The sequence below is a fragment of the Micromonospora sp. NPDC000663 genome, from assembly GCF_042898105.1.
Taxonomy (GTDB): Bacteria; Actinomycetota; Actinomycetes; order Mycobacteriales; family Micromonosporaceae; genus Micromonospora.
Map to the genome: position 1 here is coordinate 54,955 of NZ_JBIAYR010000001.1, position 18,416 is coordinate 73,370.

18 protein-coding genes are annotated in these 18,416 nt (G+C 72.8%); 7 read left to right on the forward strand and 11 right to left on the reverse strand.

Annotation, left to right across the window (positions count from 1 at the left end; translation table 11 throughout):
• Nucleotides 1-94 precede the first annotated feature (94 nt).
• On the forward strand, nt 95-1,543 hold the full coding sequence (locus ACFY1S_RS00265; RefSeq protein ID WP_387111017.1) for an alpha/beta hydrolase: 1,449 nt from the start codon (nt 95-97) through the stop codon (nt 1,541-1,543).
• A gap of 23 nt (nt 1,544-1,566) precedes the next feature.
• Here the strand turns inward: ACFY1S_RS00265 and ACFY1S_RS00270 are convergent, their stop codons facing one another.
• The 5 genes from ACFY1S_RS00270 to ACFY1S_RS00290 all read right to left on the reverse strand — a co-directional run bounded on the left by ACFY1S_RS00270 (nt 1,567) and on the right by ACFY1S_RS00290 (nt 5,766).
• A complete protein-coding gene (locus ACFY1S_RS00270; RefSeq protein WP_387111020.1) occupies nt 1,567-2,112 on the reverse strand; it encodes a class I SAM-dependent methyltransferase in 546 nt (181 codons plus the stop codon).
• A 16-nt stretch (nt 2,113-2,128) separates the two neighbouring features.
• Complete coding sequence (locus tag ACFY1S_RS00275) at nt 2,129-2,755, reverse strand: dihydrofolate reductase family protein (protein WP_387111023.1); 627 nt, start codon at nt 2,753-2,755, stop codon at nt 2,129-2,131.
• A 25-nt stretch (nt 2,756-2,780) separates the two neighbouring features.
• Nucleotides 2,781-4,034: an RNA polymerase sigma factor gene (locus ACFY1S_RS00280; protein ID WP_387111026.1), complete on the reverse strand. Its 1,254-nt coding sequence runs from the start codon at nt 4,032-4,034 to the stop codon at nt 2,781-2,783.
• Nucleotides 4,031-4,387, reverse strand: coding sequence for a YciI family protein (locus tag ACFY1S_RS00285; RefSeq protein ID WP_387114155.1), 357 nt, complete (start codon nt 4,385-4,387; stop codon nt 4,031-4,033). The genes ACFY1S_RS00280 and ACFY1S_RS00285 overlap by 4 nt, the downstream gene beginning before the upstream one ends.
• A gap of 146 nt (nt 4,388-4,533) precedes the next feature.
• On the reverse strand, nt 4,534-5,766 hold the full coding sequence (locus ACFY1S_RS00290; protein ID WP_387111029.1) for a DUF2786 domain-containing protein: 1,233 nt from the start codon (nt 5,764-5,766) through the stop codon (nt 4,534-4,536).
• Between the two features lie 141 nt (nt 5,767-5,907).
• Between ACFY1S_RS00290 and ACFY1S_RS00295 the strand changes: the two genes are divergently transcribed.
• Together ACFY1S_RS00295 and ACFY1S_RS00300 are read left to right on the forward strand one after the other, a co-directional pair.
• Nucleotides 5,908-6,390, forward strand: a complete 483-nt coding sequence (locus ACFY1S_RS00295; RefSeq protein ID WP_387111031.1) for a DUF2243 domain-containing protein — start codon at nt 5,908-5,910, stop codon at nt 6,388-6,390.
• A complete protein-coding gene (locus ACFY1S_RS00300) occupies nt 6,387-7,235 on the forward strand; it encodes a cytochrome c oxidase assembly protein (RefSeq protein WP_387111034.1) in 849 nt (282 codons plus the stop codon). Before ACFY1S_RS00295 ends, ACFY1S_RS00300 begins: the two co-directional genes overlap by 4 nt.
• On the opposite strand, the gene ACFY1S_RS00305 is transcribed toward ACFY1S_RS00300, so the two are convergent.
• The 6 genes from ACFY1S_RS00305 to ACFY1S_RS00330 all read right to left on the reverse strand — a co-directional run bounded on the left by ACFY1S_RS00305 (nt 7,219) and on the right by ACFY1S_RS00330 (nt 14,197).
• Entirely contained in the window at nt 7,219-8,340 is a 1,122-nt protein-coding gene (locus ACFY1S_RS00305; RefSeq protein WP_387111036.1) for a CaiB/BaiF CoA transferase family protein, read from the reverse strand. The two genes, ACFY1S_RS00300 and ACFY1S_RS00305, sit on opposite strands and share 17 nt — an antisense overlap.
• A complete protein-coding gene (locus ACFY1S_RS00310; protein WP_387111039.1) occupies nt 8,337-10,490 on the reverse strand; it encodes a 3-hydroxyacyl-CoA dehydrogenase NAD-binding domain-containing protein in 2,154 nt (717 codons plus the stop codon). Before ACFY1S_RS00310 ends, ACFY1S_RS00305 begins: the two co-directional genes overlap by 4 nt.
• 14 nt (nt 10,491-10,504) lie before the next feature.
• A complete protein-coding gene (locus ACFY1S_RS00315) occupies nt 10,505-11,719 on the reverse strand; it encodes an acetyl-CoA C-acetyltransferase (RefSeq protein ID WP_387111042.1) in 1,215 nt (404 codons plus the stop codon).
• Entirely contained in the window at nt 11,709-12,875 is a 1,167-nt protein-coding gene (locus tag ACFY1S_RS00320; protein WP_387111045.1) for an acyl-CoA dehydrogenase family protein, read from the reverse strand. The genes ACFY1S_RS00315 and ACFY1S_RS00320 overlap by 11 nt, the downstream gene beginning before the upstream one ends.
• 26 nt (nt 12,876-12,901) lie before the next feature.
• Nucleotides 12,902-13,696 carry an alpha/beta fold hydrolase gene (locus tag ACFY1S_RS00325; protein ID WP_387111048.1) on the reverse strand — a complete coding sequence of 265 codons (795 nt, stop codon included), beginning with the start codon at nt 13,694-13,696 and terminating at the stop codon, nt 12,902-12,904.
• 309 nt (nt 13,697-14,005) lie between these two features.
• A complete protein-coding gene (locus ACFY1S_RS00330) occupies nt 14,006-14,197 on the reverse strand; it encodes a hypothetical protein (RefSeq protein WP_387111051.1) in 192 nt (63 codons plus the stop codon).
• 343 nt (nt 14,198-14,540) lie between these two features.
• Between ACFY1S_RS00330 and ACFY1S_RS00335 the strand changes: the two genes are divergently transcribed.
• The 4 genes from ACFY1S_RS00335 to ACFY1S_RS00350 all read left to right on the forward strand — a co-directional run bounded on the left by ACFY1S_RS00335 (nt 14,541) and on the right by ACFY1S_RS00350 (nt 18,412).
• Complete coding sequence (locus tag ACFY1S_RS00335; protein WP_387111054.1) at nt 14,541-15,194, forward strand: TetR/AcrR family transcriptional regulator; 654 nt, start codon at nt 14,541-14,543, stop codon at nt 15,192-15,194.
• A gap of 58 nt (nt 15,195-15,252) precedes the next feature.
• The gene (locus ACFY1S_RS00340; RefSeq protein ID WP_387111057.1) at nt 15,253-16,749 is read left to right on the forward strand and encodes a flavin-containing monooxygenase; all 1,497 of its coding nucleotides are present in this window, start codon (nt 15,253-15,255) and stop codon (nt 16,747-16,749) included.
• Between the two features lie 165 nt (nt 16,750-16,914).
• Nucleotides 16,915-17,763 carry an MBL fold metallo-hydrolase gene (locus ACFY1S_RS00345; protein WP_387111060.1) on the forward strand — a complete coding sequence of 283 codons (849 nt, stop codon included), beginning with the start codon at nt 16,915-16,917 and terminating at the stop codon, nt 17,761-17,763.
• Nucleotides 17,764-17,770: 7 nt separating this feature from the next.
• Entirely contained in the window at nt 17,771-18,412 is a 642-nt protein-coding gene (locus ACFY1S_RS00350) for a CGNR zinc finger domain-containing protein (protein ID WP_387111063.1), read from the forward strand.
• The last annotated feature ends 4 nt before the right edge of the window (nt 18,413-18,416 follow it).

Below are 18,416 nucleotides of genomic sequence, written 5' to 3' on the forward strand. Positions count from 1 at the left end.
GCTGCCACTCGACGACCCGGGTGGAAGAAGGCATCACCTCGCCCCACGGGCGAATTCCACTGGTAACGCTCCTTCGAGGAGAGGACAGCACCTCATGCTGCGCGTACGCAAATCCGCGGTGGGCTGGGCGGTCGCCCTGGCACTCACGGCCGCCGGCCTGACCCCGGCGAGCCCTGCCACCGCCCGACAGGCCATCGACTGGCGGCCCTGCCCCGAGGACGCCACCGCCGAGTGCGGCACCCTGTCGCTTCCGGTGGACTGGGACCGCCCCCGGGGTGAGCGCTTCGACCTGGCGTTGGCCCGCCGGGTCGCCGATCCGGCCCTTCGGCAGGGTTCGCTGGTGTTCGGCCCCGGCGGGCCGGGCGACAGCGGGGTGGAACGGGTGGTGGACGGCAGTTCCCGGTTCAGCGCCGACCTGCGCCGCCGGTTCGACATCGTCAGCTTCGACCCGCGCGGCACTGGCGCCAGCCACCCGGTGGTCTGCTCGCGGGACCTGCTCGCCCGGCAGCCGCAACTCCTCACCGACCAGGCCCAGTTCGACGCCACGCTGGCCGGGAACGCGCTGCTGCGCGCCGACTGCCGGGCCCGAACCGGCCCGCTGTACGACCATGTGGACACCACAAGCGCCGCCCGTGACCTCGACGCGGTCCGCGCCGCGCTCGGCGAGCGGCGGTTGACCTTCCACGGCAGCTCGTACGGCACCCTGCTCGGCGAGCGGTACGCGGAGTTGTTCCCCGACCGGGTCCGGGCGGTGGTGCTGGAGGCCGCGATGGACCACAGCCTCGGCACCCGCGCCTTCCTCGACACCCAGGCCGTCACCTCGCAGAACGCGTTCGACGAGTTCGTCACCTGGTGCGACAGGTCCACCTCCTGCGTCCTGCACGGGCGGGACGTCCGGGCGACCTGGGCCGGGCTGCGCGCCCGGGCCGAGCGCGGCGACCTGACCGACCCGAAACGGCCCGGAGTCGTGCTGACCCCGTTCGAGCTGACCCGGCTCACCCACAAGGAGTTCTACGACACGTGGCGGTGGCCAGGGTTGGCCGACTGGCTGAACAGGATGGAGGCCTCCACCGCCGTGCGGGGCGTCGTCCCGTCGGCGGGCGACGCCGTGGCGCCGTACCCCTTCGCGGTGTTCTGTCAGGACTGGAGCCTGCCCGTCCGCGACTACCGGGAGTACGCCGGGCACCTGCGCCGGATGGCCCGGCTCGCACCCGACCTGCGCTACCCGACGGCGGTGTTCGCAGTGGTGACGTGCCTGGGCGCGCCGACGCCCGTCGCCAACCCGCAGCACCGCCTGCGGGTCCGCAGCGATGTGCCGCTGCTGATCGCCGCCACGGTGCACGACCCGGCGAGCGGGTACGACTGGGCCACGAACGTGGCACGGCAGTTGGGCCGGCACGGCGTGCTGCTCACGTACCGCGGGTGGGGGCACGGCAGTTACTCAACCAGCCCGTGCGTGGCGCAGGCTGTCGACGCCTACCTGATCGACCAGGTGGTGCCCGCCCGGGGCTCCGACTGCCCGGCCGTCGACCCGGACGTGTGACAGCCCCGCCGGCCGTCGGGTGGTCAGCTCCGCCCGACGGCCGGCGGCGGTGCGCTCACCGGCGTCGCGTGGCGCGGACGACGACGTCGTGAAGCGTCTTCCCGTGACCGGCCGGTCCGGTGATCGTGCGCTCGTGCTCCCGGGCGGGTGGTGATCTCCCAGGTGTCGCCGCCCAGACCGGCGGTGATGTCAGCGACTGTGACCGATGCCTCGGCGGGCGGGTGGTGCCCGTGCCCGGTGACCCCCGCGGCGTGCAGGCGACCGACGATCAGCAGGGTCCCGCCGGGCGCCACCCACCCCGAGATGCGGTCGTAGAAGGCCAGGTGCGACATGGCCGGGTGCGCGTAGTGCGTGGTCACCAGACCGAACCGGGCCTCCGGCTCCCAGGTCGTCAGGTCGGCCTCCGCCCACCGCACCCGCTCGGCCAACCCGCCGGCGGCCGCGCGTTCGGCGGCGACGGCCAGGGCTGCGGACGCGATGTCGACAGCGGTGACCCGCCATCCGTGCCCGGCGAGCCAGACGGCCTCCGCGCCGGTGCCGCACCCGGCGTCCAGGGCGAACGCGCACACGTGCGCGCGGCGCCGATCAGCGCAGGATCCGGTACGTCAGGTGCGTGACGGTCGGCCCGGCGATCACCGACACCTGCTCCAGGTGCGGCGCGACGCCGTCGAAGAGTCGCTCGCCGCCACCGAGGACGATCGGCACGAGGTGCAGTTGCAGGGTGTCGACCAGCCCGGCGGCCAGGTACTGCCGTACCGTGCTCGCCCCTCCGGCGATCGACACCCGCCGGTCTGCGGCAGCCTCCCGCGCCTGCCGCAACGCCGACCCGATGCCGTCGGTGACGAACCGGAACTCCGTGCCACCCCGCATGACAAGCGGCGCCCGGGGGTGGTGGCTGAGCACGAACACCGGGGTACGGAACGGCGGGTCATCGCCCCACCAGCCCTGCCACGTCTCGTCCCACGGGCCGTCGCCGCCGCCGAACATGCGCCGCCCCATGACGTACGCGCCGATGTCGCGGGTCATCTCCTCGACGACGTCCGCGTCGACACCCCGGTCGCCGCCGCTGAGTCCGTGCTGGGCCCGCCAGGTGTCCAGGCCGAACACCCACTCGTGCAGCCGCAGACCTCCCCGGCCCAGCGGATCCTGCCGACTCTGCTCCGGCCCCGCCACGTACCCGTCCAGCGAGATCGACAGCTGACTGCTCACCATGCCCATGTCCCTCGACTCCTCTTCCTCATCGTCGGTCCGCCAGTCGGGCGGCTCGGCGTTCCAGGTAGCGCTGCTCGGGGCGGCTCGTGGTCCCTCGTGCCGCCGCCAGGTACGCCGTCCGCGCCGCGTCGGGCTCACATGCCAGCTCCAGCAGGTGCGCCCGTACGGCGGCGAGCCGGTGGTGCCCCGCCGTGCGCTCGTCCGCGTCCAGTGGTGCGAGCAGGGCGAGCCCGGCCCCTGGCCCGTCCACCATGGCGACCGCCACCGCCTGGTTGAGGGTGACCATCGGGTTCGGGGCGATCCGGGCCAACAGCCGGTAGAGCGCGACGATCTGCCGCCAGTCCGTCTGCGCCGCCGTCGCCGCCTCGGCGTGCACTGCCGCGATGGCCGCCTGGAGCTGGTACGGGCCGGGCGGCGACCAGGTCAACGCCTCGGTGACGAGCGCGACGCCCTCGGCGATGGCTGTGGTGTCCCACCGGGTGCGGTCCTGCTCGGCGAGCGGCACCAGCTCTCCGTCCGCGCCCACCCGGGCCGCCCGGTGCGCGTCGGTGAGCAGCATCAACGCCAGCAACCCGGCGACCTCACCGTCGTCGGGCAGCAGCCCGTGCAGGACGCGGGCCAGCCGGATCGCCTCGCGGGTCAGATCGGCCCGGTGCAGATCCGGCCCGCTGGACGCCGTGTACCCCTCGTTGAAGATCAGATAGATGACGCGCAGCACCGTCCGCAGCCGCTCCTCCCGTTCACCGGGCCCCGGCATGTCGAAGCGGGCGCCGGCCGCCTCGATCCGCTGCTTGGCCCGGCGGATGCGCTGGCTCATCGTCGCCTCGGGCACGAGGTGTGCGCGGGCGATCTGGGCGGTGCTGAGCCCGCCGACCGCCCGCAGCGTGAGCGCCACCTGAGCGGATCCGGCAAGCGCCGGGTGACAGCAGAGGAACAGCAGGGTCAGCGTGTCGTCGGCGTCCGCCACCGCCGGCTCCGCGTCGGCCGGCGGCGCCACCTGGGCGTACGCCGGCTCGCGCAGCGCCACGGCGACCTCGCGGTCCCGGCGGGCGCTCTCGCTGCGCCACTCGTCGGTCAGCCGGCGGGTGGCCACGGTGAGCAGCCACGCGCGGGGACTGTCCGGTACGCCCTGCTCGGGCCACTGCGTCGCGGCGGCCAGCAACGCCTCCTGGACCGCGTCCTCACACCTGTCGAACTGGCCGTGCCTGCGGACCAGCAGGCCGAGGACCTGTGGCGCGAACGTGCGCAGCAGGTCCTCGACCGTCCGGTCGTCTGTCACATCTCCGCTCCGGACTCGTCCATGATCGGCCGGACCTCCATGGCGCCGCCGAACCGCACGTCCGGCCAGCGGGCGGCGATCTCGGCGGCCCGCTCGGGGCTGTCGCAGTCGACGGCCAGGTAGCCGGCGAACTGCTCCTTGCTCTCCATGAAGGGCCCGTCGATGACCTCCGGGTGGCCACCGGCGAGCCGGACCGTACGGGTCTGCGACGGGTTGGCGAGCGCCTGGCCGCCGATCAGTTCGCCGGTCTCGGTCAGCTCCTTCATGATCTCGTCGACCTCGCCGAACAGGGCGGTGCGGTCCTGCTCGGAAAGCTCCTCGGTGAAGCCGGGCCGGTTCCAGATCAGCAGCATGTACTTCACGGCGATGCTCCTCGCGTCCTGGTCGCACCCCGGTCGGGGCGCGGCTCACCGGAGGGTCGGAGCCGTCACCCCGTTCCCTACCGCGTACCGAAGAAAATCGCAGAAAACCTTCCGGGTGGCGGTCCCACGCCGCACGGTCAGCGCCGGCCCGGCACCTGTCGGGGCTTGCGCCCGTCGCCGACGTCGAGCGACGCCCGGTCTGCGGCTGATGTGCCGGACGACCAGCCCTCGGCGTCGCGGACGCTGAGCCGGTGCCTCGTGACGCCGGGAAAGAGCGTCTCCAGCCGTTCCTGGACCGCCTCGCCGCGCTTGGCGAGCACCGGCAACAGTCGCTCGGCGCCTGCCGTCTCGGCCGCCGCCGCGTCGGTTGCCGCGCGCAGCCGCTCGCCGATGCGCAGCGCGAACGCGTTGAGGAACGACTCGTCCCACACCTTCGTCCGCCGCCCCGACCCCGGCTTACGCTCGGCCCGCCCGCGCAGCATCGCGGCGGTGGCCTGGACCAGCAGAGACGTGTAGAGCAACTCCACCGCCACGAGATCGGCGGGCCAGCCCAGCACTGTGGTGAACCCCAGGTCGTCGGACCAGACCGCCTCGCACCGGTTCGCCGCCGCCACCTCCTGCACGAGCAGCGCCTTCGCGCCCGCGTACGGGGGGTCGGTGCTCAGGCGTACGCCACCCGGCTGGTCCCCGGTGGCCGCCCCGGCGGCCAGCAGCGCCTCGTCGATGCTGTGCCTGGCGATCAGTTCCTGTGCCTTGCCGGTCAGCGCCTCCGCCTCGGCCGGGAACGTGGTCGACTCGGCCTTGGCGAGCAGCGCCCGCACCCGGTCCAACATCGGTGACCCGCTGCGGGCCGTACCTACCGCGCGGGTGGTCGCCGCGCCAGTCGAGCCGGGCGGCGGGCGCAGCACCGCGATCGGCGGCAGGCTCTCCACGAGCGCGAGGACGTCGACAGCGGTGCGCAGCGCGTCCACCCGGTCCAAGCCTTCGCGGGCTGCCCAGCCGGCCAGCACACCCCGGTCGTCGCCCCGGACCTCGGCGCTCAGCTCGCCCAACTGGTCGTCCCACCAGGCGGGGACCGGCTCGGCCTGCTCGCGCCGCTGAGCGGCCATCGCGTCGCGGAGCAACCCGGCCGCGCGGGCGTCGAGCCGGCGGGTGGTGATCCGATCCAGGTCCACCGGCTGCCAGCCGCGCGGCCACAGGCGTCCCAGACCACGGACCAGACGCCGCAGCAGCGCTGCGTCCACCGCCGCGGCGGCATCCGTCGCGCCGGTGCCGACCATCAGCCGGTCCAGCTGTCGTTCGGCCTGCCGTACGTCGGTGCCGCGCACCGCCGTCAGCGCGTCGGCGACGAGTTCGTCGGCGTCCGGCACGTGCACCTCCCTCTCGGCTCCCCTTCAGGCTCCATGATCATGCCGCCAGCCGTGGGGGAGTCGCGAAACGGGACCGGCAAGGCATGGTCGACGCGGTTCGGGGTAGTGCGGGCCTGACGCGGCATGGATGCGAGGTGTGTGGTGACCGGTACGAGTCTGCCCCGGGCAGGGACTCTCGACGGTCGCTCCTCCATGCTCGCCGGCGTCCTGATCGGTGTGGCGATCATGGCGGCGGTGGACGAGATCGTCTTTCACCAGCTGTTGGCCTGGCACCACTTCTACGACAGGTCCACCCCGTCGATCGCCCTGCTGTCGGATGGCCTGCTGCACGCCGCCGAGCTGATCATCCTGGTCGGTGGGTTCTTCTGGTTCGCCGACCTGCGCCGGCGACGTGCCCTGTCGGCCCGGCTGGCCTGGGGTGGCTTCCTGCTCGGCGCCGGCGGTTTCCAGGTCTTCGACGGCGTGGTCGACCACAAGGTGCTCCGGGTGCACCAGATCCGCTACGGCGTCCACCTGCTGCCGTACGACGTGGTGTGGATCGCGGGCGGCGCGGTGCTGCTGCTGGCGGGCGCCGCGGTGGTCTGGTGGACGCGGTCCCGCCGGCCCGGTGACGGCCCCCGGTGACGACGGTCCTCTCCGGTCTGCCGGCCTGGGCCGGACAGCCGGTGTTGGCGCACGGCGGGCACGCGGCGGACGGGCGGAGCTGGCTGCCGCTGCTCCCGGTCGTGCTGCTGGCCGTCGGCTACCTGCTGGCCGCCGTTCGCGACCCGCGCGGCTGGGATCACAGGCGCACCGCCGCCTGGTTGGCCGGCTGCGCCCTGCTGGCGGTCGCCGTCGGACCGCTGGCCCGACTCCCCGACGACCCGCGCGGGCACATGGCGCAGCACCTGCTGCTCGGCATGGTCGCCCCGCTCGGGCTGGCCCTCGGTGCCCCGGTGACCCTGCTGCTGCACGTCGCGCCCCCGCCGACGCGGCGGATGGTGGGCCGCCTGCTGCGCGTCCGCCCGCTGCACCTGGTCGCCCACCCGGTCACCGCCGCGCTGCTCACCACGGGTGGGCTGGCCCTGGTGCTGCTCACCCCGCTGTACGCGGCGGCCGAGCGGCAACCGACCCTGCACCACGCCCTGCACCTGCACTACGTGGCCGCCGGGTACCTGTTCGCCTGGTCGCTGGCCGGGCCGGACCCGGCACCCCGCCGCCCCGGAATGGCCGTCCGCGTCGGGGCGCTGCTCGGCGCGTCGGCAGGGCACGCGGTACTGGCCAAGTACCTCTACGCGCAAGCCGGAACGCTCCCGCCCGGGCTCACCGACCGTGACCCGGAAGCGTTCCGCGCGGCCGCCCAACTCATGTACTACGGCGGCGACCTGGCAGAGCTGCTGCTGGCCGTAGCCCTCTTCGCCACCTGGTACCACCGCCCCCACCGGGCGCGGCACCCCCGGGTAGTGGGCTTCGTTACTGCCAGGTGGTGAGGATCGTGTCCACAGGTACGGCGTCGCGCTCCGGGTCCGGTGCTGGGGTTGGCTGGGCGGTGGGCGTGCGGTCGAAGCGGGGTGCGGGGGCGGGCTGGATCTCACCGCCCACCTCGACGAAGGTGCCCCGGGCCGCGTTGTGCGGATGCTGGTGCGCCTCACCGGGGGCGAGCACCGGGGCGACGCAGGCGTCCAGGTCGGCGAAGATCGCCGTCCACTCGTCCCGGGTCCGCTCGGCGAACCGCTCGGTGAACCGCCTCCGCAGCTCGTCCCAGCCGCTCGGGTCGTACTGGGCGGGCAGGTCCGGATCATCGGCGAGGCCGAGGCCCGTCAGGAGTACGGCGTAGAAGGCCGGTTCCATCGCGCCGACCGCCATGAATCCATCGTCGGAGGTGCGGTACGTGTCGTAGAAAGGTGCCCCGCCGTCGAACATGTTGCGCCCACGCGGTGCCGCCCACAGGCCGGTGCCGAGCAGCCCGTGCAGGAACGACGTGAGCAGCGCCGACCCGTCCACCATTGCCGCGTCGACCACCTGCCCGACGCCTGAGCGATCCCGTTCCAGCAGCGCGGCGAGCACTCCCACGGCGAGCAGCATGCCGCCTCCGCCGAAGTCGCCGAGCAGGTTCATCGGCGCGTACGGGCGCTCACCGGCCCGGCCCAGCGGCTCCAACGCCCCGGCGACCGCTATGTAGTCGATGTCGTGCCCGGCCCGGGCCGCCAGCGGGCCGTCCTGACCCCAGCCGGTCATCCGCGCGTACACCAGCCGGGGGTTGCGCTCCTGGCACACCTGCGGGCCGAAGCCGAGCCGTTCGGCCACCCCCGGCCGGTACGCCTCGACCAGCACGTCGGCCCGCTCGACGAGGCTCAGCAGGCCGGCCACCCCGTCGGGGGACTTCAGGTCGAGGGTGGTGACCCGCCGGCCGCGCTGCAACGGCCCGCCGGTCGGCGCGGCCAGCCGGCCCGCTCCCGGTGCGCCGGGCCGGTCCACCCGCACCACGTCCGCGCCGAGGTCGGCGAGGACCATGCAGCCGAACGGCGCCGGGGCGAGACTTGCCAACTCGACAACCCGCACCCCGGCCAACGGCCCGCCGTGCGCCGCCGTCACGCGACGCCGGCCGGTTCGGTGGTACGCGCGGCGAGCCGCTCGACCAGGTCGACGGGGGGCGTGAACCGGTCGCCGTACCGGTCGGCCAGCTCGGCCGCGCGCGCCGCGAAGCCGGCCGGGCCGCCCGCGTACTGCCGGACGTAACGGATCACCCCACCGGTCCACGCCGGGAAGCCGATGCCGAAGATCGAGCCGATGTTGGCGTCGGTCTCGGTCCGCAGTACGCCCTCGTCGAGGCAGCGCAGCGCGTCAAGCGCCTCGGCGAAGAGCATCCGCTCCTGAAGGTCCGTGAACGGCACCGCCCGGCCGGCGTCGGTGACCAGGTCGGCGAGACCCGGCCACAGCCGTCCCCGGGTGCCGTCGTCGTACGCGTAGAAGCCGCGACCCGCCGCGCGTCCCGGCCTGTCGTACGCGTCGACAAGTTCGTCGACGAGCCGGTGCGCGGGCAGGGGCAGGAACTCCTCGCTTGCGGCTTCGAACTGGCGGCGGATCCGCTGGATCAGGGTGAGGCTCACCTCGTCGGCCAGCGCCAACGGCCCGGTCGGGTAGCCGGCCTGCAACGCGGCCTGCTCCACCGACGCGGCAGGTACGCCGTCGGCGACCATGCCCACCGCCTCGTCGATGAACCGGCCGATGACCCGGCTGGTGAAGAAGCCCCGGCCGTCGTTGACCACGATCGGGGTCTTGCCGATCCGCCTGCCCAGGTCGAACGCGCGGGCCAGCGCGTGGTCGCCGGTCCGTTCGCCGACCACGATCTCCAGCAGCGGCATCCGGTCGACAGGGGAGAAGAAGTGCATGCCGATGAAGTCGGCCGGCCGGTCCACGCCCTCGGCCAGCTGAGTGATCGGCAGGGTGGAGGTGTTGGAGGCGATCAGCGCGTCAGGTGCCAGCACCGGTAGCACCTCGGCGAACACGGCCTTCTTCAACGCCGGGTCCTCGAAGACCGCCTCGATGACCGCGTCGCACCCGGCGAGGGCGTCCACCCGGTCGGTGGTGGTGATCCGGTCCAGCACCGCGCGGGCGTCGGCCTCCGTGGCGCGGCCCTTGCGCACCTTGCGGGCCAGCAGCCGTTCGGCGTGCTCCCGGGCCCGTCCGGCGGCCTCCTCCGTGACGTCCCTGACCACCACGTCGATGCCGGCGCCGGCGCAGGCGTACGCGATGCCGGCGCCCATCATGCCCGCGCCGAGCACCGCCACCTTCCGCACCGGCGGCACATCGACGGACGGTCGGGCGGCACCGCCGTTCACGGCCTTCAGGTCGAAGAAGAACGCCCCGATCATGTTCTTGGCGACCTGCCCGGTGAGCAGGCCGATCAGGTGCCGGGTCTCCACTGTGAACGCGGTGTCCACGTCGACCTGCGCGCCCTCGACGGCGGTGGCCAGGATCGCCTCGGGCGCGGGCAGCCGGGCGCCCTTGAGCTGCTTGCGCAGGGTGGCCGGGAAGGCGGGCAACTGCGCGGCGAGTGACCGGCTGGCCGGGGTGCCGCCCGGCATCCGGTAGTCCGGTCGGTCCCACGGCTGCTTCGGCTGCGGGTTGGCCGCGATCCAGGCGCGGGCCCGGTCCAGCAGCTCCGCCTCGGTGGCCACCACCTCGTCGACCAGACCGGCGGCCAGGGCGTCGGTCGGACGCATCCGCCGGCCGGTGAGCAGCACAGTCGTCAGCGCGCCGGCCAGGCCGAGCATCCGTACGGTCCGGGTGACACCACCGGCCCCGGGTAGCAGGCCCAGCGTCACCTCGGGCAGCCCGAGCCGGCTGCCCGGCGCGTCGAGCGCGATCCGGTGGTGGCAGGCGAGCGCGATCTCCAGGCCGCCGCCGAGCGCGGAGCCGTTGACCGCCGCGACCACCGGCCGGCCCAGTGTCTCCAGGCGGCGCAGGTCCCGTTTGATGGTGCCGAGCAGCTCGGCGAGCGCGGGAGCGTCCTCGCGGGTGGCCCTGATCATCTCCGGCAGGTCGCCGCCGGCGAAGAACGTCGACTTCGCGCTCGTCACGATGACCCCGGCGAGGTCGGGTTCGGCCTCCAGCCGGTCGAGCACCGCGCTCATCGACGCGGCGTACGCCCGGTTCATGGTGTTCGCGGACTGGGTCGGGTCGTCAAGGGTGAGCGTGACGATGCCGTCGGCGCCGCGGTCGTACCGGATGGTGTCGGTCATTGTCGTCCTCCGGGTCAGCAGCGCTCGAGAACGGTGGCGACGCCCATGCCGCCGCCGATGCACAGGGTCACGACGGCGCGGCGCAGGTCGCGGCGCTCCAACTCGTCCAACGCCGTACCGAGCAGCATCGCTCCGGTCGCGCCGAGTGGGTGGCCCAGGGCGATCGCGCCGCCGTTGACGTTCACCAGGTCCGGGTCGAGGCCCAGGTCGCGGACGTACTTGAGCACCACCGCCGCGAACGCCTCGTTGATCTCGAACAGGTCGATGTCGTCGAGCGTCAACCCGGCGGCGGCGAGCGCCTTGTGGGTGGCCGGGATCGGGCCGGTCAGCATCAGCGTCGGGTCGGCGCCGGTGACCGCCGCGCCGACGATCCGGGCGCGCGGGGTGAGACCGAGGTCCCGGCCGACCTGCTCCGAGCCGACCAGCACCAGCGCCGCGCCGTCCACGATGCCCGACGAGTTGCCCGCGTGGTGGACGTGCTCGATCGCCTCCAGCCAGTGGAACTTCTGCAACGCCACCGCGTCGAAGCCGGCCGCCTCGCCCATCGTCGCGAAGGACGGGGTGAGCTTCGCCAACGCCTCCCTGGTGGTCTCCGGGCGCAGATGCTCGTCCACGGTGAGGATGTCCAGCCCGTTGCCGTCCCGGACCGGCACCACCGAGCGCGCGAAGTGCCCGCCGGCCCATGCCTTGGCGGCCCGTTCCTGCGACCGCACCGCATAGCCGTCCACGTCGTCGCGGGTGAAGCCCTCCAGGGTGGCGATCAGGTCGGCGCTCACGCCCTGCGGCACGAACGACGTGGCAAGCGCGGTCTGCGGGTCGGTGGCCCAGGCCGCGCCGTCGGTGCCCATCGGCACCCGGGACATCGACTCCACCCCGCCGGCCAGCAGCAGGTGTTCCCAGCCGGAACGGATCCGCGCGGCGGCGGAGTTGACCGCCTCCAGCCCGGAGGCGCAGAACCTGTTGAGCTGCACCCCGCCCACCTCGTCCGGCAGCCCGGCCAGCAGCGCCGCCGCCCGTGCCAGGTCGCCGCCCTGTTCGCCGACCGGGGTGACGATGCCGAGAAGCAGATCCTCCAACCGGCCGACGTCCAGGCCGGGGTTGCGCTCGCGCAGCGCGTCGATCAGGCCGACGACAAGGGAGATCGGCTTGACCCCGTGCAGCGCGCCGGTGTCCCGGCCGCGTCCGCGCGGGGTGCGCACCGCGTCATAGACGTACGCCTCAGAGGGCACGGGCGATCAGCTCCTTCATGATCTCGTTGGTGCCGCCGTAGATCTTCTGGACGCGGGCGTCGGCGTACATGCGGGCGATCGGGTACTCCGTCGTGTAGCCGTAGCCGCCGAAGATCTGCAGGCAGCGGTCGACGACCTCGCACTGGCCTTCGGTGAGCCACGACTTCGCCATCGCGGCGGTCGCCACGTCCAGGTCACCTCGGCTGTGCCGGACGATGCAGTCGTCCAGGAAGACCCGGCTTACCCGGGCGCGGGTGGCGCACTCGGCGAGCACCATCCTGGTGTTCTGGTGCCCCATCAGCGTCTTGCCGAAGGCGCTGCGCTCCTTGGCGTACGCGACGGTCAGCTCGACCGCGCGTTCCATGGCGGCGACCGCGCCCACGCCGATCACCAGTCGCTCCTGCGGCAGCTGCTGCATCATCTGGATGAAGCCCAGCCCCTCGGCGCCGCCGAGCAGGTTGGCCGCCGGCACCCGGAACTCGTCGAAGAACAGCTCGGCGGTGTCGTTGCCGTGCAGCCCGATCTTGGACAGCAGCCGACCCCTGCGGAAACCCTCCGGATCGTCGCCCACCTCGCAGACCAGCAGGGAGATGCCTGCCGCCCGCTGCTCGGGGTCGGTCTTCACCGCCATGATGATCACATCGGCCACGCCGCCGTTGGTGATGAACGTCTTCGCGCCGCTGACCAGGTAGTCGTCGCCGTCGCGGACGGCCCGCGTCCGCATCGCCTGGAGGTCCGAGCCGCCGTCCGGCTCGGTCATCGCTATCGCGCCGACCAGCTCGCCGCTGCACAGGCCGGGCAGCCACCGTCGCTTCTGCTCCTCGCTGCCGTACGCCACGAGGTAGCCGGTGACGATGCCACTGTGGACGGCCAGGCCGAGGCTGCTCTCCCCGGTGTACGCCTGCTCGTGCAGCAACACGGCCTCGTGGGTGAAGCCGCCGCCCCCGCCGCCGTACTCCTCGGGGACGGACAGGCCGAGCAACCCCAGCTCACCGGCGCGCCGGTAGTGCTCGCGGTCCGGGTGGCCCTGCGCCAGCAGGCGGTCGGTGTGCGGCAGCACCTCCTTGGTGAAGAAGGTGCGGGCCAACTCGGCCAGGTCGTCGTGCTCCGGCTCACGCCAGGGCGAGGGGGAGCCATCGGTCGTCGGCATGTGCATCACCCTCGCGCGCTGTTGGCGGCATGTCAATAAGTCTCGATCAGCAGCCGGGCACAGGCTTTCGGGTCGTCCGCGAAGGGCAGATGTCCGCAGCCCGGCAGCGGCACGTGCCGGGCCGCCGGCAGCGCTGCGCGGGCCCGCCGGGCCTGAGTGGGGTACGGCAACACGAGATCGCGCGTACCCCAGGCGACGGTCACGGGAATGTCGTCGAGCGTGCCCGCTGTCTCTCGACGCAGCTGCCATCCGGCGAACGCGGCGCGCACCATTGCGAAGCCTGGCGCGTCGGCAAGCGCGGTCGCCGAGTCGACGCACTCGTCGGGGTCGAGGTGACCGGGGTGGCCGTAGAAGAGGCCGCAGAACGCCACCCGCCCGGCCCTGCTCGCCAGCAGGCGGGGCAGTGCCGGCCGCAGCCCGCCGACCGCCGACCGGGCCCCGCCGACAGCCAGTTGGCACCAGCGTCGCCCGACCGGCCCCCAGAACCCGACGGGCGAGAACGCGGTCACCGAGTGGGCAGGCCCGCGTCGCCCCAACTCCAACGCGATGCCGCCGCCGAGCGAGTTGCCGGCAACTGCGGGCCGTCGCACGCCCAGCGCGTCCAGGAACGCCACGACCCGATCCGCCAGGTGCTCCACCGAACCGGGGGTCGCCCGCGCCAACGGCTCCGGTGGTTGTGGCGGGCCTGGTGGCTTCGGTGGCTCGGGCCACGGCGGGGAGGCGCCGAAGCCGGGCAGGTCCAGCGCGATGACGTCGCGGTGCCGGGCCACCTCGTCGAGCACCGGCTCCCAGACCTGCCACCGACTACCGATGCCGTGAATGAGCACCAGCGGCGGTCCATCACCGCGCCGCGAGTGAGCGAGCCAGTCCGGGTCTCCAGGGTGCATCCACCCACCCTCACACGCCAGGGCCCACCTCAACTCCTGCCGATGGGCGAGGATCGTGCCATGGCGCCACACCGGCGCCAGCGCGGATCCTTGTGAGAGTGGCGGGATCGTGCACTTGCAGCCCTCGCGGCGGAGTACGACCGCAGGTTGGCCAGGATCACCCCCCAGGACCGCACCGAGCTGCAGCGCATCCTTCAGGAGATGCTCTCGCCCTCATGAGTCCTAGGTCAGGAGCGCCCGGTCAGAGCACTAGCTGCGGGCCGCATCATGTCGTGCCGAGGCCGCGAGCCGCTCGGCGAGTGCGACGACGGGGTCGCGGAGCTCGTCCGGGCGTTCGATGACGAACGTCAGGTCGAGCGCGGCGAGCACGCCGGGCATCCAGTCGAGACTCTCTGCTTGTATTCGCAGCGACACCGCATGCTGGTACGGCGCTCGTGCCATCGACCTGAGAAGGTGCCCGGCCGGATCGTTTCCGGCGGGCGGCTCGAACGAGCCCGGCAGAGGTCTCGCGTGCGTGGACGAGGTGGCCGCGCTCTACGAGAGGCTGAAGGCGTGGTGGAGGACTTCGTGAACGAGCCCACGACCATGCCCTGGGGTAACCGGCACTGCTCTTCCGCGACCCGGACGGCAACCTGGTCAACTTCTTCACTCCGGTGACCCCCGACGCGATCGAGAGGTTCCGCCGTTGATCGGTCGGCGCGGCCTCGAGGCGGGCGGCTCCGACAGGGCACGGGGGACGTCGATGCCGAAGCCGGCGGCGTGAGCTGCCGATAGGGTCGGGCAGATGAGTGTCGAGACGGCTCCGCGCCGCCGCAGGTTGGAGCCGGACGCCCGGCGCGGGCAGATCCTGGCCTGCGCTGTCCGGCTGTTCGGCGAGCGCCCGTACGCGGACGTGTCGACTACCGACGTCGCCCGGGAGGCGGGCGTCGCCCGGGGCTTGGTCAACCACTACTTCGGCACCAAGAAGGACCTCTACCTGGAGGTCGTGCGGGTCATGGTGACCATCCCGGAGGTAGCGGTGGAGCGGCTACCCAAGGGCGATCTGCGTACCCGGGTCGATGCCAGTGTCTCCTGGTTCCTCGACGTGGTGTCGCGGCACAGCACCTCCTGGCTGGCCGCCGTCACGGCGCGGGGGATGGGCGGCGACGCCGACGTGGAACGGGTGCTCGCCGAGGCCGAGGAGGTCGCCGCCGACCGGATGCTCGTCGCCGTCGGGCTGGCCGAGGAGGCAGAGGACCACGAGGAGTTGCGGGGGATGGTCCGGGCGTACTGCGGGCTGGCGACGTCCACCGCCCGGGAGTGGCTCCAGCGCGGCGCGCTGACCCGTGCCCAGGTGCACCTGCTGCTTACCACCACCCTGCTGACCATCGTGGAACAGGTCGTCCCGCAGGTCATCGCCGGCGACAGTGCGGTACGCCCGGGCGGCCCTCCCGCGTAGTCGTTGGCGCGCTGTCAACAAGCTGTTACGGTCGGCCGCACCGCCGAGGGAGCCCGCCATGACCGACAGCGCAGCGACCGCCCAATCTCCCGGTCGGGTGCGGGTGGCGATCATCGGCTCCGGGTTCGGCGGGGTGGCGGTGGCCGCCGCGCTGCGCCGCGCCGGCGACGCGGATGTGGTGCTGCTGGAGCGGGCCGACCGGATCGGCGGCGTCTGGCGCGACAACACCTACCCGGGCTGCGCCTGTGACATCCCGGCGCCGCTCTACTCCTACTCCTTCGCGCTGAACCCGGACTGGTCGCGGCGCTTTCCGCCGCACTCGGAGATCTTGGATTACCTGCACCGCTGCGTGGCCGAGCTGGGGCTGGCCGACAGCGTGCGGTTGCGTACCGAGGTCACCGACGCGTCGTGGGACGAGGCCGGCGCGTGCTGGCGGCTGCGTACCGCCGATGGCGCGGAACTGACGGCGGACGTCCTGGTCCCGGCGGTCGGGCAGCTTTCGCGGCCGGTGGTGCCGGCGCTGCCGGGCACGCAGCGGTTCGCCGGGCCGGCGATGCACACGGCACGGTGGGACCCGGCGGTACGGCTGGACGGCGCCCGGGTGGCGGTGATCGGCACCGGCGCCAGCGCGGTGCAGCTGGTGCCGGCCATCGCGGACCGGGCGGCCCGGGTCACCGTCTTCCAGCGCACTCCGCCCTGGACGCTACCCAAGCCGGACCGCCGGCACGGGCGGCTGGGCCGGGCCCTCTACCAGCGGGTGCCGGCGCTGATGCGGGTGCCCCGGGCCGCGTTCTGGTCGGCCACCGTGGTCACCGGGCTGGCGGTGACAGGCAACCGCGCCGCCGCGGCGGTGCTGCGAGGCCTCTCGCGGGCGCAGCGGTGGTGGCAGGTACGCGACCCGGAACTGCGCGCCAGGATCACTCCGGTGGAGCCGATGGGCTGCAAACGGGTCCTGTTCACCAACGACTGGCTGCCCGCCCTGGGCCGGGAAGATGTCGAGCTGGTCACCGAGGCGATCGTCGAGGTGACCGAGGACGGCGTCCGCACCGCCGACGGCCGGGACCATCCCTGCGACGTGCTGGTCTATGGCACCGGCTTCGCGGCCACCGACTTTCTGGTGCCGATCCGTGTCACCGGCCGTGCCGGCCGTCAGCTCAGCGAGGAGTGGCGCGACGGCGCATACGCGTATCTGGGGATGGCCGTGCCCGGCTTTCCCAACCTCTTCCTCACGTACGGCCCGAACACCAACACCGGCAACACATCGGTCATCTACTTCCACGAGGCGCAGGCCCGGCACATCGCGCAGGCGGTCAGCCTGCTCGCCGCCGGTGGCGAACCTCTGGAGGTACGCCCCGAGGTGGCCGCCGACTACGACGCGGAGCTGCAGCGCCGCCTCGCCGCAAGCGTGTGGACCGCCTGTCGGAGCTGGTACCGCACGGCCACCGGCCGGATCGTCACCAACTGGCCGGGGATGGCCGCCGAGTACCGCCGCCGTACCGCCCGGCTGGATCCGGCCGACTATGGCCGCAGCGGCTGGTCACGTCCTGGACGCTGAACCTCACCGGCCCCCCCGGCGGTGGCCTGCGAGTCGGCGTGGTCGTGACAGAGACCACCCGCGAACGCAGCTGCTGAAATAGCCGTAAGGCTTATGCTTATTTCAGTGTTCGAGGGGTCGGCGACCCACCCGGCCGGCGGCTGAACGCGTCATCGAGGAGGAGACATGACCACAACTGCCCTGTCGTACGAGGTCTTGGTCTTGGACGGCCCGGTCCGAGCCGGAGAGCAGCGCATGCCGGACGGTTCGCCTATCCACTTCAATCCGACAGCCACCACCCTGATCTCGGGAGCCGAGGAGGCGCTGCTGGTGGACCCGCCGTTCACTCACGAGCAGATCGCGACGGCGGGAGACTGGATCGAGCGGTCGGGCAAGCGGCTGACGGCCATCTACGCCACCCACGGGCACGGCGACCACTGGTTCGGTGCCCCCGAACTGGTCAAGCGCTTCCCCGACGCCGTCACCTACGCGACGCCCGGGACCATCGAGGTCATGCACCAGCAGGCCACCGTCGGGCGCCAAGAGGTGTTCGACAAGGTCTTCCCCGGGCTGATCCCGGAGTCGCCCGTCGATGCCATTCCGGTGCCGCCCGGCGGAATCCTGCTCGAAGGCAACGTCGCCCAGCCGGTCGAGACCGGGCACACCGACGGCGACCAGACCACCGTTCTGCACGTGCCGTCGATCGGTCTCGTGGTGGCCGGCGACGTCGTCTACAACGGGGTCCACCAGTACCTGCTGGAGACCCTCAACGGTGGCCTGAGGGAGTGGCTCAAGGCCCTCGACCGCGTCGAGGCCCTCGCGCCCCGGGCGGTCGTCGCCAGCCACAAGAACCGCAACCGCCCGGACGACCCGTCGAGCATCGACGAGACCCGGAGGTACCTGCTTAACGTAGAACGGCTGTTGGCGGAGAAGTCGACGGCCCTTGAGTTCTTCGACGCGATGATGGAGCTCTATCCGGACTGGGTGAACCCGGGACCGCTGTGGTACGGGGCGCTCGGCCTGATCGGAAAGTGACGTGACAATGCCGTCGGTGTCCACTCCGCCGTGGCCCGCGACCGCGAGGTACGGCCTCGAGCCCGCACCAGGCGGCCTCGGGCTCGTCCAGGACCTGCTCAACACGATCTCGGCCGGTGCGCCGCGCCAACCGGATCTCCTGGACGAGCCCAGCAGCGCCACCGGGTGGGCACGCGATGCCGCCGCCCGCTGGTCGACGGCCACCGGGCGGCCGGCGCCCGACGTCACGCTCGACCCGGCGGGCCTGCGGACGCTGCGGATCCTTCGCGACGACCTGCAAAATGGCATCGACGCCAGACTGCGTGGCACACCGGAGTCCGGGCAGCCCACCACCGGTACGTCGGACGACCGGACGCCGACCGGCTCTCGTCCCGCGGGTGCCACCCTCCGGCTCGACCGGGAGGGGTCGGTTCACCTCGAACCCGCCGGATCCGGAGCCGACCTGCTGGTCTCCCTCGTCCTGGCGGCGCTGTTCGAGGCGCAACTAACCGACGTCGGCCGCCGGATCAAGACCTGCCGCAACCCTCGTTGCCAGGTCGCGTTCTATGACCGCTCACGCAACAACAGCGGGGTCTGGCACTCCGTACGCGTCTGCGGGCTCCCGACCAACCTGCGTGCCCACCGGGCCCGCCGGCGGCAGGCGGACTGAACGG

Coding starts and splice junctions, on each gene's coding strand:
- ACFY1S_RS00265 (WP_387111017.1), top strand. CDS start 95: ATGCTGCGCGTACGCAAATCCGCGGTGGGCTGGGCGGTCGCCCTGGCA.
- ACFY1S_RS00275 (WP_387111023.1), bottom strand. CDS start 2,755: ATGGTGAGCAGTCAGCTGTCGATCTCGCTGGACGGGTACGTGGCGGGG.
- ACFY1S_RS00285 (WP_387114155.1), bottom strand. CDS start 4,387: ATGCTGCTGATCTGGAACCGGCCCGGCTTCACCGAGGAGCTTTCCGAG.
- ACFY1S_RS00310 (WP_387111039.1), bottom strand. CDS start 10,490: ATGACCGACACCATCCGGTACGACCGCGGCGCCGACGGCATCGTCACG.
- ACFY1S_RS00320 (WP_387111045.1), bottom strand. CDS start 12,875: ATGCACATGCCGACGACCGATGGCTCCCCCTCGCCCTGGCGTGAGCCG.
- ACFY1S_RS00330 (WP_387111051.1), bottom strand. CDS start 14,197: ATGGCACGAGCGCCGTACCAGCATGCGGTGTCGCTGCGAATACAAGCA.
- ACFY1S_RS00335 (WP_387111054.1), top strand. CDS start 14,541: ATGAGTGTCGAGACGGCTCCGCGCCGCCGCAGGTTGGAGCCGGACGCC.
- ACFY1S_RS00340 (WP_387111057.1), top strand. CDS start 15,253: ATGACCGACAGCGCAGCGACCGCCCAATCTCCCGGTCGGGTGCGGGTG.
- ACFY1S_RS00345 (WP_387111060.1), top strand. CDS start 16,915: ATGACCACAACTGCCCTGTCGTACGAGGTCTTGGTCTTGGACGGCCCG.
- ACFY1S_RS00350 (WP_387111063.1), top strand. CDS start 17,771: ATGCCGTCGGTGTCCACTCCGCCGTGGCCCGCGACCGCGAGGTACGGC.